The 13,152-nt window shown below is 67.4% G+C and carries 14 protein-coding genes; 12 read left to right on the forward strand and 2 right to left on the reverse strand.

From position 1 onward, the window contains the following. Nucleotides 1–262 precede the first annotated feature (262 nt). The gene (locus ACFQEU_RS06370; protein ID WP_379780392.1) at nucleotides 263–1,069 is read left to right on the forward strand and encodes a TrmB family transcriptional regulator; all 807 of its coding nucleotides are present in this window, start codon (nucleotides 263–265) and stop codon (nucleotides 1,067–1,069) included. Between the two features lie 26 nt (nucleotides 1,070–1,095). Here ACFQEU_RS06370 and mptA read toward each other — a convergent pair whose 3' ends face one another. Next, the gene (gene mptA / locus ACFQEU_RS06375; RefSeq protein WP_379780394.1) at nucleotides 1,096–2,022 is read right to left on the reverse strand and encodes a GTP cyclohydrolase MptA; all 927 of its coding nucleotides are present in this window, start codon (nucleotides 2,020–2,022) and stop codon (nucleotides 1,096–1,098) included. A 152-nt stretch (nucleotides 2,023–2,174) separates the two neighbouring features. Further along, entirely contained in the window at nucleotides 2,175–2,585 is a 411-nt protein-coding gene (locus ACFQEU_RS06380; protein ID WP_379780396.1) for a hypothetical protein, read from the reverse strand. 143 nt (nucleotides 2,586–2,728) lie between these two features. On the opposite strand from ACFQEU_RS06380, the gene ACFQEU_RS06385 reads away from it, so the two are divergent. The 11 genes from ACFQEU_RS06385 to hemC all read left to right on the forward strand — a co-directional run. After that, a complete protein-coding gene (locus ACFQEU_RS06385) occupies nucleotides 2,729–3,019 on the forward strand; it encodes a 50S ribosomal protein L21e (RefSeq protein ID WP_379780398.1) in 291 nt (96 codons plus the stop codon). Between the two features lies 1 nt (nucleotide 3,020). Next, entirely contained in the window at nucleotides 3,021–3,377 is a 357-nt protein-coding gene (locus ACFQEU_RS06390; RefSeq protein ID WP_379780400.1) for an RNA polymerase Rpb4 family protein, read from the forward strand. A gap of 139 nt (nucleotides 3,378–3,516) precedes the next feature. After that, entirely contained in the window at nucleotides 3,517–4,230 is a 714-nt protein-coding gene (locus ACFQEU_RS06395) for a DUF655 domain-containing protein (protein ID WP_379780402.1), read from the forward strand. A 55-nt stretch (nucleotides 4,231–4,285) separates the two neighbouring features. Further along, nucleotides 4,286–5,254: a 16S ribosomal RNA methyltransferase A gene (locus tag ACFQEU_RS06400; RefSeq protein ID WP_379780404.1), complete on the forward strand. Its 969-nt coding sequence runs from the start codon at nucleotides 4,286–4,288 to the stop codon at nucleotides 5,252–5,254. Nucleotide 5,255: 1 nt separating this feature from the next. After that, entirely contained in the window at nucleotides 5,256–6,404 is a 1,149-nt protein-coding gene (locus ACFQEU_RS06405; RefSeq protein WP_379780406.1) for a mechanosensitive ion channel family protein, read from the forward strand. Then, entirely contained in the window at nucleotides 6,401–7,711 is a 1,311-nt protein-coding gene (locus tag ACFQEU_RS06410; RefSeq protein WP_379780408.1) for a mechanosensitive ion channel family protein, read from the forward strand. The genes ACFQEU_RS06405 and ACFQEU_RS06410 overlap by 4 nt, the downstream gene beginning before the upstream one ends. Further along, nucleotides 7,708–8,268: a HemK2/MTQ2 family protein methyltransferase gene (locus ACFQEU_RS06415; protein ID WP_379780410.1), complete on the forward strand. Its 561-nt coding sequence runs from the start codon at nucleotides 7,708–7,710 to the stop codon at nucleotides 8,266–8,268. Before ACFQEU_RS06410 ends, ACFQEU_RS06415 begins: the two co-directional genes overlap by 4 nt. A gap of 63 nt (nucleotides 8,269–8,331) precedes the next feature. Then, on the forward strand, nucleotides 8,332–9,333 hold the full coding sequence (locus ACFQEU_RS06420; protein WP_379780412.1) for a 5-methyltetrahydropteroyltriglutamate--homocysteine methyltransferase: 1,002 nt from the start codon (nucleotides 8,332–8,334) through the stop codon (nucleotides 9,331–9,333). Then, on the forward strand, nucleotides 9,333–10,406 hold the full coding sequence (locus ACFQEU_RS06425; protein WP_379780414.1) for a methionine synthase: 1,074 nt from the start codon (nucleotides 9,333–9,335) through the stop codon (nucleotides 10,404–10,406). The genes ACFQEU_RS06420 and ACFQEU_RS06425 overlap by 1 nt, the downstream gene beginning before the upstream one ends. 215 nt (nucleotides 10,407–10,621) lie before the next feature. Further along, nucleotides 10,622–11,206 (forward strand): NAD(P)/FAD-dependent oxidoreductase, encoded by a 585-nt coding sequence (locus tag ACFQEU_RS06430; protein WP_379780416.1) that lies wholly within the window; start codon nucleotides 10,622–10,624, stop codon nucleotides 11,204–11,206. Nucleotides 11,207–12,325: 1,119 nt separating this feature from the next. Then, the coding region (hemC, locus tag ACFQEU_RS06435) for a hydroxymethylbilane synthase (RefSeq protein ID WP_379780418.1) at nucleotides 12,326–13,152 on the forward strand (827 nt) is incomplete at its 3' end.

The following is a 13,152-nucleotide window of genomic DNA, read 5'->3' on the forward strand; positions in this document are numbered from 1 at the left end:
GAACGCCCACCGCTCGGACGCGCCGACGCCCGAACCCGTTCCCGAGGGAACGGCGGTCGTCGTCGCCGACGGCGTCGCCTCCGAGCCCGCAGCAACGCCGGACGAGTTGATGGCGCGGGTCGCCGAGACGATCGAGTGAGCCGCGAAGCGACGATTCGACCCGTCGTCACGCCGATTCGCCCGCGCCGATCCGGAGAGATCCACATCCCAACTGGTGTAAACGTCCGACGTGTTTATGATGGGGGCGGCGGTAGTCGATGGTATGGCATCCCTTCGTGACCTCGGGCTCTCCGAGTACGAGGCCCGAGCGTATCGCGCGCTGTTGCGGACCGGTCCGACGACGGCAAAGGACCTCTCGCGAGCCAGCGAGGTTCCGATGGGGCGTATCTACGACGTGCTCAACAGCTTGGAACAGCACGACCTCGTCCGGAGCCAGGCCGCCAGCCGGCCGAAAAAATACGTCGCGGTCGAGCCCGACGCCGCGCTCGACCGCCTGCTGGAGGAGAAAGAGCGCGAGCTCGAAGCCCAGGCCGAACAGTACGCGACGGTCGTCGAGGAGCTGTCGACGGAGCTCGACGCCGGCCAACCCGTCGAGGAGGGGTTCTGGACGGCGGCAGTCGGCGGTGAGGACGCTACCGATCTCCTCTTAGAACGGATCGCGGCGGCCGAGCGGCGGATGGTCGTCGTCGCCGGCGCGCCCGCGACTGGATTCGACCTCGGGACTATCGGCGAGCGCGTCACCGAGGAGCTGGAGTCGGCGCTGGACCGCGGCGTCGAGGTCCGCGTGTTGCTGTCGCCGGAGACGGTAGACGCGCTCCCCCGGAGCGTGGGCCGCCGGTATACGGCCGAGCTCGCCGGCAACGAGGGGTTCTCCGTCCGGACGACTCCAGGCGTCGACGGGACGTTCAACGTGTTCGACGGCGTCGAGGTGTGTATCGAGGTCCCGCATCCGCTCTCTGACGACGAGCCGTTCGCGATGATCGATATCAAAGATGCGGAGTTCGCCGCGAGCGTGAAAGAGGAGTTCGAACCCCGGTGGGAGGCCGCGGAGCCGCTGCGGTTCGACTGACTGAGAGGGCTCGTTCCCGCCGTCGACTACTCGCCGAGCTCGTCGCGGAGGTCACCCATCGTGACCTCGCGTTCGGCGTGTGCGTTGTGCTGGTGGATCGACTCGTCGTTCGACTGTTTCATCCGGATCACGGCGTCGTCGGAGAGGTGATCGAACTCCTCGATGGTACCCTCCGCCAGCGCCCGTACGCAGTCCTCGACGAACTTCGCGTTCGCGTGGGCGTGGTAGGTCATGTGGTCCTCGTCCGGCCGTTTCGCCATGTTGTATATCCGCGCGCTCATCGAGTCGCGGGCGACGTCGATCACGTCCCGGAGGTCGACGTTCGGATGGTCGTCGGTCGTGATCGTCAGCGTGGCGTGGCCCCGCTGGGAGTGGCCCGGCTGTGGCACGGCATCGAGGAACGCCTCCGTCGTCTCGTCGTCCACGCCGAGCTCGTGGAGCTTCTCCCGAGCTCGCGACTCCGACATCCCCTGCGAGCAGGGACAGACCGTCATCCCCGTGACCTCTGCGCCGATCTCCGCGCGTGTCCCCTCGTCGGTCGCGGTCGCGCTGGCGATGATCGTCGCTGTACTCTGTGTTTCGAGCCCCGACGCCGGCGTGTCCTCGCGGGTGACGAGCTCCGCCGACATCGACACCTCCGCCGTGGTGGTGTAGTCGTGTTTCTCCAACAGACGCTCGGCCGCGTCGCCACAGACGTCCTCGACGCGGTACGCCTCCTCGCGGGTGATCTCCTCGAGTATCTCGTCGATCGTCGCCAGGTTTCGGGACATGTCGATCCCCTTCCGGCCACCGGGGAGGTCGACGAACACCTCGAACTCGGCCATCAACACGATCGGCCGGTCGTCGCCACGGGCGAGCTTGACGAGTTTCTCCACGCCGGTGACGCCGACCTGGGAGAGACCGACACTGACGTCAGGAGCGGACGCCTGTACGTCCGGCAGCTGGTGACTCATTTCGAACAGTTTAGGAGATGGTGTAGATTAGTGCTTTCGATAGGGGTACTCGCCTCGGGATCCGGCGACGCGTACGCGTGCAGTATGATGTTGCGTCCAGTCGGCCAGGGCTCGTTGCGTCCAGTCGGCCAGGACTCGCCGCGACCGCTCAGTCAATCCCCGTCGCCGTCCGATCGTTCGGCTTTCAGCTGCCGGACCTCGCGGTCCACGTCGAGCTCCTCGAGCTCGTCGAGACTGACGGTCACCGTAGCCGGCTCCCCGCGGTCGTCGTTGTCCCCCGCGCGTCGACCGCCCCCGCTCTCGTCATCCGCCCGTCGGCCTCCTCTCACGTCCCCGTCCGTTTCGGATCCCCGGTTGGCCTCCTTCGCCGTCGACCCGCCGAGCCGGGCGTCGAGCCGCCGGACCACCACGTACGTCGTGACGGCGGTCCCCACGGCGACGGCCCCGTAGGCGGCCACTAGCGCCTCCGCGCCGAACCGAGCTTCTAACACCGGGCCGGCGAGCCACGCGAACACGCAGACGCCTACCAGGAACCCCGTGGCGACCGGAACGGCTCTGTCCATGCCACCGGTTCGTCGTCCGGGGCCAAAGCCCTTCCTCGTCGAGCGGGCGTCTCGGAGGGTGAGCCCGGAGCCCGCCCGCACGGCCGGTTCGGGACGTAACGCACCATTTATAACCGCGGCAGCGGAACCGTACCTTAACGACCATGCCGAGTTCCAATGGGCCCCAGAAGGCGACCCGAGACAAGCTGTCGAACAAGCCGAGAGACCGCGGCACGTCGCCGCCACAGCGCGCGATCCAGGAGTTCGAGGATGGGACGCGAGTCCACCTCAAGATCGACCCCAGCGTCCAGGAAGGTCGCTTCCACCCCCGGTTCGACGGCCGGACCGGGACCGTGACCGGCAAGCAGGGCGCGGCGTTCACGGTGGAGATCACGGACGGCGGCAAAACGAAGACGCTCATCGTCCGTGCCGCCCACATGAGCCGTCAGCACTGAGATGACGATATTCAAGGAGAAGATCAGCGAGGAGTACGTCACCACGGCCGAGGCCAAGGCGATCCTCGCGGAGATCGAGGCGGACCGCGCCGAGGACGAGGATCGTGACCTCCGGTACGAGCTCGCCCGAGCGATCGAGCACGCCAACCGGTTCGCACACCTCGACGCCGAGGAGTCCCGCGAGCTCGTCGAGGAGCTCGCCGAGCTCGACCCGATCGACGTCCCGACCGCGATCAAGATCGCGGACCTCCTCCCCGAGGACCGAACGGAGCTCCGCTCGGTGTTCGCACAGGAGCGTTACTCGCTCGACGGCGACGAGCTCGACGACGTGTTGAACGTCGTCGCGAAGTACGCCTGACGGCACCCTCACGGCCCGACTTCCGTCCCGACGTTCAGGCCGAACCGGACCGGCGTTCAGCCCAGACTGGCCCGATGTTCGGTCCGGACGGACCCGATCGGACGGCGAGTTTTTACCCCTTCGTGCGATAACCTTTCACATGACCATGGACGACGCCGCCGTCCCCGAGGACAGGCCCCGTCCCGACGGCGGGACGGAGGAGGGATCGACGGACACGACGGGCGAGACCACCGGTACGGCCGAGGATCGTGTGGATCCGGGAGACGAGGACGGCTCGACGGGTGAGGCGGGCGATTCGACGGACGAGCCGGTCGGCCCGACCGCGGTCGTCCTCGACGTGCTCCCGAACGGTCGGCCCGACGACGACCGTCCGGCGTACCAGAAGTCGCCGGTCGCGTACGCCCTCGGCGCGCCGTCGTTCCGGCTGTACGAGATCACGCTCGACGAGGACACGGACGTCTCCGTGAGCGACCGGATCGCGCTTGACGGGCCGAACGTCTCCCGCTATCGGGAGGTCGGGTTCGACGATATTACTCGTAACGCGGCCGCCGAGGTCGAGTACGCGGTCGAGGCGATCGTCGACGCCGACGAACGCCGGTTCGTCGACTTCTACAACGAGGCGGAACCGATCACCCTGCGGCTCCACCAGCTCAACCTGCTACCCGGCGTCGGCAAGAAACTGCGGAACAACGTGCTCGACGAGCGGAAACGCGGCCCGTTCGAGCGCTTCGAGGAGGTCGAAGAACGGGTGTCCGGACTCCACCGCCCGCGGGAGGTGATCGTCGAACGGATCGTCGAGGAGATCCGCAAGGAGGACCTGAAGTACCGGCGGTTCGCCGGCTACGAGGGGTGAGTCGGGTCGCACGTCGAAACGGGACTTTTACCCCGAACGGGGGTCTACCGCGCTCATGACCGACCGATCGCTGGATGGGGAACCCGTGTACGGAGCCCGCGACCCGGACGCGCTCGCCCGACGGGCCGGGACCCGCGCGGACCCCGACCACGATCAACACTTCCTCGTCGACGACCGCGTCCTCGACCGGTTGCCGACGTATCTCCCGGACGACGCAGACACGAGCCACGTTCTCGAGATCGGTGGCGGCGCGGGCGCGCTCACCGACCGGCTGCTGGCGCTCGTCGACGCCCCGGGCGACATGGACGGAGCCGCGACCGACGACATCACTACCGACGGTCCGTCTGCCGACCACCTCGCTGACGGTCCGTCTGTCGACCGCCGCCTCTCGGTGATCGAGCGCGACCACGCGTTCGCCGCGTTCCTCCGCGAGGAGTTCGCCGACGCGGTCGCTGCCGGGACGCTCGACGTGATCGCGGGCGACGCGCTCGAGGTCCCGTTCCCGCCGTTCACCGCCTGCGTCGCGAACCTACCGTACGGCGTCTCCTCGGAGATCGCCTTCCGGCTGCTGCCAACGAAGCGGCCGCTCGTGTTGACGTTTCAGGCGGAGTTCGCGGATCGGATGGTCGCCTCGGCGGGCGAGTCCGAGTACGGCCGGCTCTCCGTCTCCGCACAGCACTACGCGGCCGTCGAGATCGTCGAACGGATCCCCAAGGAGGCGTTCGACCCCCAGCCGGCCGTCGAGAGCGCGGTCGTCAGGTGTACGCCACGTGACCCCGAGTACGTGGTCGACGACGAGGCGTTCTTCCTCCGGTTCGTGAAGGCGCTGTTCACCCAGCGTCGCAAGACCGTCCGCAACGCGATCCGCAACACCGGCCACATCTCCGGGCTCGACGACCCGGAAGCGGTCGTGGCGGCGACCGACGAGGAGCTGCTCCGACAGCGACCGGGGAAGCTCGACCCGTCGGCGTTCGCCGCGCTCGCCGCGCTCGCCCGCGAGCACGGCTCCCCGACGGAGGTCTGAGATGGAGGGGTTCGTCGCCGCGACGGCGATCGGGGCCCTCCCTGATGTCGAGCAGCTCGTGTCGGGGAATCTCACTCGAATCGCGGTCTCGGCGGCGATCGTCGCCGTCGTGCTCGGGGTCCGGTACACCACCGACCGGCTGAAACGCCGGAACGGCGAGCTGACGTCGAAAAAACGGCTGCTGCTCTCGACGACGGTCGCCGGGACGACCGCGGCCGGCGTGTTGGGGCTGCTCGTCGTCTGGGAACGCAGCGGCGCGCTCGTCGACGCGTACGAGGCCGCGGCCATCGCCGACCACCTCTCGAACATCGTGCTCGCGGTGGTGTTGTTGGCGAGCGCGTACGCGGTGACGGACTTCCTCGGCGGGGTCATCCGCGAGCTCTCCGTCGAGAGCACGGCGATCTCCGAGCATCAGGAGGAGGTGCTGCGTCGTATCGTCCAGCTCAGCGTGTACACCGTCGTCGCGCTCGTGATCGTCGGCCTGTTCACCGACAACGTCGGTAGCCTCCTCGTCGGGGCCGGATTCCTCGGGATCGTCGTCGGGATGGCCGCTCGACAGACGCTCGGCGCGGTACTCGCCGGCTTCGTGCTGATGTTCTCGCGGCCGTTCGAGATGGGCGACTGGGTCGAGATCGGCGAACACGAGGGGACGATCACGGAGATCTCGATCATCAACACGCGGCTCCGGTCGTTCGACGGGGAGGTCGTGACGGTCCCGAACGACCAAGTGCGCTCGGAGCCGGTCGTCGACCGTTCGCGCCGGAACCGGCTCCGGATCGGGATCGACGTCGGCGTCGACTACGACACCGACATCGAGCACGCGGCGGCGACGATCGAGGCGGCAGTCGCCGACGTCGACGGTATCGCCCGGATGCCGGAGCCGAACGTGGTGACGAAGCGGTTCGCGGACTCTGCGGTCGTTCTCGGCGTGCGCTACTGGATCACGAACCCGAGTATGCGTAAGCGATGGCGCACACAGACCGCCGCGATGAACGCGATCAAGGCCGATCTGGAGTCGACGGGGATCACGATCCCGTTCCCACAACAGACGCTGTCGGCACGCCCCGACGAGCTCGGCGTCCGGATCGACTCCGAGGCCGGGCGGAATCGCGCCAGCGCCGACACGCCGGACGCGGAGGGATCTGAATGACCGCCGTGTCGGCCGTATCGCTCCCGGGCGGCGGCACGGATCTCGTCGCCGTCACCGACACGGCGTGGGCGCTCGGCGCGCAGCTGCCGTGGCACTGGCAGTGGGCGTTACGGGTCCAGCGATGGGTCGACACCACGGGCGCACAGTACCTCGCCACGCTCGGTACGCTCGTCGCTTTCGCGCTCGTCGTCGCGGTCGTGTTCGGCGCGGGTCGGCCTCTCCGCGACCGGTTCGGTGCCGACACGGTCGGTGCCGTCCAGTGGATACTGGTAACGGTGGTGTCGGTCGTCTTCAGCGCGTTCCTCGTCGCCGTGTGGCGGCTGACGGGGGAGGTCGAGTCGGCGTTCGAGTTCGTCGCCGTCGGGCCGGAGGCGGTGGTCCGCGCGCTTGTGACGCTCATCGCGCTCGCGGCCGCCTACTCGCTGACCCGGCTGACGAAGCGCTCGGTGAAACGCGGGGTCTCTCGGGGTGCCATCTCCGAACACCAACGGGAGGTAGTCCATCACCTCGCGCAGATCACGGTGTTTATTCCCGTGATCGGCTTCGTGGTGGCGCTGTGGGGGATCCCGGTCCGTAACCTGTTCCTCGGCGCGGGTGCGCTCGGGATCGTCGTCGGGTTCGCGGCCCGACAGACGCTCTCCGGCGCGCTCTCCGGCTTCGTGATCCTGCTTGCCCGCCCGTTCAAAGTGGGCGACTGGGTGCGGGTCAGCGGTCGCGAGGGGATCGTCACCGACGTGACGCTGTACAACACGCAGCTCCGGACGTTCGACGAGGAGCACGTGCTCGTCCCGAACGACCAGGTCACCGGCGACGAGGTGGTGAACTACACTAACACCGATCGGCTCCGGATCACGACAGACGTCGGCGTCGATTACGACTGCGACGTAGGACGGGCCGCGAGCGTCGCCACCCGGACCATGGCGGAGCTCGACGCAGTCGCCGACACGCCCGACCCCGACGTGGTTCGGCACGCGTTCGGCGACTCCGCGGTCGTTCTCCGGCTTCGTTACTGGATCGAGCCGGCGACGATCCAGCGGAAGTGGCGGGCGCAGAACGCGGTGATAGAGAGGGTCAAGACGGCGTTCGAGCGGGAGGGGATCGACATCCCGTTCCCCCAGCGGGCGGTGTCGGACCGCCGTGCGGGCGTCGATGTGGAACCGGACGCCGCGGCTCGTCCGGACGAAGTCGCGTCGACGGCCGCCGCTCCCGCGGACGCTGAAGACACCGCGGACGACACTGCGGACGACACCGCGGACGACACGGACGACACCGCGGATGACACGGACGACACCGGTGATCGCCGATGACCGGGCTCGACCGCGAGCAGCCGGACGTGTACCGGCCGGCCGAGGACTCCGGGTTGCTGGCGGACGCGGCGATCGAGGTCGCACACGGGCGGGTGTTGGAGGTCGGCACCGGGTCCGGGTGGGTCGCCGAGCGGATCGCCGAGGAGCGTGGGCTCCGCGTCGTCGGCAGCGATCGCAACCCACACGCGGCCGCCGAGGCACGCGACCGGGGCGTCGACGGGGTCGTCGCCGACCTGGTCGCCCCGTTCCGCGACGACGCGTTCGACACGGTGTGTTTCAACCCGCCGTACCTCCCGACGGACCCCGAGAACGAGTGGGACGACTGGATGGAACACGCCCTGTCGGGCGGCGAGACCGGACGGGCGGTGATCGAGCCGTTCGTCGCCGAGGTCGGTCGGGTGCTCGCGCCCGGCGGAGTCGTCCTGCTCCTCGTCTCGTCGCTGACGGGGTATGACGCGGTGATCGACTTGATCGAGGGTGCGGGTTTCGACCACGAGGTCGTCCGCGAGGAGTCGTTCCCGTTCGAGTCGCTGTCGGTGCTCGCGCTCCGGCAATGAGATAACTGTAGGTCATAAATTGTATTAGCAAATATTATACGTCGACATATCGAACCACGGGTGATGACCGAACGAGTCGCGGCCACGCCGGGGGCGTACCCGCTCCCCGACTGGGCGAAAGAGACCCTCTCGGACCTGAAAGGCCACCAGAAGGGCGACCTGTTGAGTGGCGACGAGGACGACGCGATCGTCGAGGCGTACGACGACGTTCGCGCCGAGCTCGTCGAGGACCAGCTCGACGCCGGCCTCGACCGCGTCGTCGAGGGACAGGGACGCTGGGACGACATGATCGCTCACCCCCTGACCGTTCACGACAACGTCGAGACCGGCGGTATCGTGCGCTACTACGACAACAACAACTTCTATCGCGACCCGCGCGTGACCGGCGATCTCGGCTTCTCCGGCGACGTCGCCGCCGAGCTGGAGGCTGCGAGTGACGTCCTCTCGAGGGGCGCGCCGCTCGCGGCGACGCTGCCGGGGCCGTACTCGCTCGCCGACCTCGCGACCGACGAGCACTACGGCGATACGGCCGAGTTCCAGGCCGCCATCGCTGAGTTTCTCGCCGGGGAGGTCGAGGCGTTCCCCGACCACGAGACGCTGTTCCTCTTGGAGCCGTCGCTGGTCGAGAACCCGCCGGCGGAGGGGACGGAGGAGCGGGCGACCGCCGCGATCCGGACGGTCGCCGACGCGACCGACGCCGACGTGGTCGTTCACACGTACTGGGGCGCGCTCGACGAGAAACTGTACGCCCACCTCGTCGACGAGACGGGCGCGGACGCGCTCGGGTTCGACCTCGTCGCCGGCGACCGAGACGACACCGTCTACAACGTCCAGGAGTACGGCGCGACCGACTCCGTCGCGCTCGGGCTGGTCGACGGCCAGAACACGCTCGTCGAGGACGCCGAGACGATCGCGGAACGCGTCGAGTGGTTCGAAGGGCAGGTCCCGGCCGCCGAGTTCGACACCACGTACCTGAGCTCGAACACGGAGCTGTTCTACCTCCCCTCGAACAAGTACCGCGAGAAACTGGCCGCGCTGGCCGCGGGCACGGAGGTGCTCGCGTAATGGCCCGGACTCCCGACGCCAACCGCGCGCAGTTCCGCCCCGCCGACCACCCGAACGACACGTTCCTGCTCACCACCGTGGTGGGGTCGTACCCCAAGCCCAAGTGGCTGAACCGCGCCGACGAGCTCGTCGACGACCCCGACTCGAAGTTCGACGAGAACGACTTGGCGGAGGCACACGACGACGCCTGCCGGCTCATCACACACGAGCACGAGCGCGCCGGGCTCGACACGGTCGTCGACGGCGAGATGCGCCGCAACGAGATGGTGGAGTTCTTCGCCGAGCGGATCGACGGCTACGAGTTCAACGGCCCGGTGAAGGTGTGGGGCCACAACTACTTCGACAAACCCTCGGTCGTCGAAGAGGTCGAGTACGACGAGCCGTGGCTGGTCGACGAGTTCGCGTTCACGACGAGCGCCGCGGAGAAACCGGTGAAGGTACCCATAACCGGGCCGTACACGCTCGGGTTCTGGGCGTTCAACGAGGCGTACCCCTCCACCGAGGAGCTCGTGTACGACCTCGCGGATCTCGTGAACGAGGAGGTCGAGAAGCTCGTCGAGGCGGGCGCTCGCTACATCCAGATCGACGAGCCCGCGCTGGCGACGACGCCCGAGGACCACGCCATCGTCGGCGAGGCGCTCGAACGCATCGTCTCGGGTATTCCGGAGGACGTCCGGATCGGCCTTCACGTCTGTTACGGCGACTACTCGCGGATCTACCCCGAGATCAACGACTACCCGATCGACGAGTTCGACGTCGAGCTGTGTAACGGCGACTACGAGCAGATCCCGACGTTCCAGGAGCCCGAGTTCGAGCCCGACCTCGCGCTCGGCGTCGTCGACGCCCACACCGCCGAGATCGAACCGGTCGAGGAGATCAAAGCGAACATCCGCCAAGGGCTTCGGGTCGTTCCCCCGGAGAAGCTCACCGTCTCGCCCGACTGCGGGCTGAAACTGCTCCCCCGCGAGATCGCGTACGGCAAGACGGAGAACATGGTGACCGCGGTCCGCGAGATCGAAGCCGAGATCGACGCCGGCGAGATCGACCTCGAGAACCCGCTCGCGGACGACTAACCGGTCGACCACGAACGACTGATCGGTCGACCACGAACGACTGATCGGTCGACCACGAACGACTGATCGGTCGACCACGAACGACTGATCGGTCGACCACGACTCGCACGCGCTCGCACCGCGCGTCACACGCGGCAACGGCCCGCGTCGGCCCCGGCTGCAGCTGACACTACTGTTACCGCGGTTTTATTCCCGTCGCAGTGAAACAAACGCCCATGACGAACGTCATCGTCGTCGGCGGCGGTCCCGCCGGCCTCAGCGCGGCACTGTTCACGGCGAAGAACGGCCTCGACACGACCGTCTTCGACACGGACGGGACGTGGATGCACAAGGCGCACCTGTTCAACTATCCGGGGATCGGCTCCGTCGACGGGAGCGTGTTCGTCGAGACCCTCCGCGACCAGGTCGACGACTTCGGCGTCGAGCGACACGACGCGGAGGTGACGGCCGTCGAGTCTGTCGACGACGGCTTCGCCGTCTCCGCGGCCGACGAGACACACGAGGCGACCTACGTCGTGCTCGCGACGGGCGCGAGCCGTGACCTCGCGGAGTCGCTCGGCTGTGCGTTCGGCGAGGACGACACGGTCGACGTCGGCGTCGATATGGAGACCAGCGTCGAGAACGCGTACGCGACCGGCGCGATGGTCCGCGCCGAGGAGTGGCAGGCGGTCATCGCCGCGGGCGACGGTGCCGCGGCCGCCCTCAATATCCTCTCGAAGGAGAAGGGCGAACACTTCCACGACTTCGATGTCCCCGCGGACGCCGAGCGCGTACTCGGCTCGCTCGTCGACGACGAGTAACACGGCCGCTCCCTGAAGACCGTGTATTGAGTGATACCGGGAGTGAGTATCGCAATACGCGTGATCGGTTGTTTATAAGTGGTGAAGCGGTGTTGCTGGCGGCTGTTTATAAGTAGTCGTGTATGGATCGGCGGTGGTGAACACCGTCAAAGTCCCAGTCGCTCGCTTATAAGTCGTTGCTGGCGGATCGGTAGTGAACATCGCCAAAGCCCCAGTCGCTCGCTTATAAAGCGGTGACTGTGATCCGGCGGAGAACACCTCCAAAGCCCCAGTCGCGAGGACGCCGCACGCTCGCTGTCGTTCGAAAATCGGAGATTTTCGTGATGACGAAAGAGCTTCGCTCTTTCGAACCACGCTCTGCCGCCGGCTGCCCGTGGCGCGTAGCGCCACGCCGCTTACGTCGTCATCAGAACGCAAAGCGTTCTGATTGGCTCACGAGAGCGTCGCTCTCGTGAACGCCTGCGGCGTCCTCGCGACTGCCCCTTTGAGTCCCGCCCCGCAACCGCACCTCACGCCTCCCCAGCCTCGTCGTCGGCCCTCCGCGTTGCTCCGGGCGACCGACTCCCTCGCACCGTCGGTTCGCGCCTTTATAAGGCGCGAACTGGGGCGCGCCACCGCCTTACTTATTTATAAGCAATTGTCGCATCACTCTCGAGCAGTTATATACTATCTCGCACAGCCGTATTGCGATACCCTCCCGTTATCACTCACCAAGCACGCCCAGTCTGACAGCTAATTCATCGCAGCTCGGTTGGAACAAATAGGGCTAGTCTACTACATTCATCCTCTCTATTCAGCACGATTTTAAAACCTATGAGCACATGCGGATTTCACCAGAACTCAGTCAGTTAGATATCCTCGGTGGCGCGGTGATCACCGCGGAAGCCCCACGCCGTCTCTGATCACCCCGCTCTCACGCCTCCTCGGCCGGACGTGTATTTATAACCCGTCTGTCCGGTCTCCTTCGCGGGCACACCACCGTGACTCGGGGATGTCGATATCTCATGCTATTTATATATGCTGCCGACGGCCTCCCGCGTTCGATCGGGACCGTTGCCTTCGCTCCGGGCCGACGCCCGAACTAATGCCCTTTTGAACGCGGGGGACCTCCCCTCGGGTATGACCGAAACCCTCACCCTCGCGACCCGCGGCTCGGATCTGGCCCTTACACAGGCCGAGACCGTCCGCGAGGCGTTGTCGACTCGGAAACGCGAGGTCGAGATCCGCCGCGTCGAGACGCGCGGCGACCAGATCCCGGACGAGCTCATCCATCGACTCGGGCGCACGGGGGCGTTCGTCCGCGCGCTCGACGAGGAGGTGCTCGCCGGCGACGCCGACCTCGCGGTCCACTCGCTGAAGGACGTGCCCACGGAGGGGATGGACGACATGGTCGTCGCGGGCGTCCCCGAACGCGCGCCCTCGGGCGATGTCGTCGTCAACCCGGACGGCCTCGGGCTCGCCGACCTCCCGTCGGGGGCCGTCGTCGGCACGGGGTCGCTCCGCCGAACCGCCCAGATCGCGGCCGCCCGGCCGGATCTCACCGTGAAGCCGATCCGCGGTAACGTCGACACCCGGATCGAGAAGCTGCTCGCGCCCGGCCTCCAGGCGGAACACGAACGCCGGCTGATCGCCTCCGGGGAGGCGGCGGCGCTGACCGCCGAGGCAGGTGGCGAAGGGTCGGATACGAAGACGGCCGATACCGGTGACGACGCGGACGCCAATGCCGACGGCGACGACGACACCGAGGCCGACGAGGCGTCGTTCGAGCGGAGCGTCGAGGAGTGGTTCGACTCGCTCTCGGAGCTCGAACGCTCGGCGATGGAGCGTTCCGTCGATGTCGAGTACGACGCTCTCGTGATGGCGGAGGCCGGCCTCCGCCGGTCGGGGCTGTACGACGACGCGCGGACGACGCGGCTCCCGCGCGAGGAGTTCGTCCCCGCGGCCGG

Origin of the sequence: Halorubrum tibetense (genome assembly GCF_042661865.1) — an archaeon.
Lineage (GTDB): Archaea > Halobacteriota > Halobacteria > Halobacteriales > Haloferacaceae > Halorubrum > Halorubrum tibetense.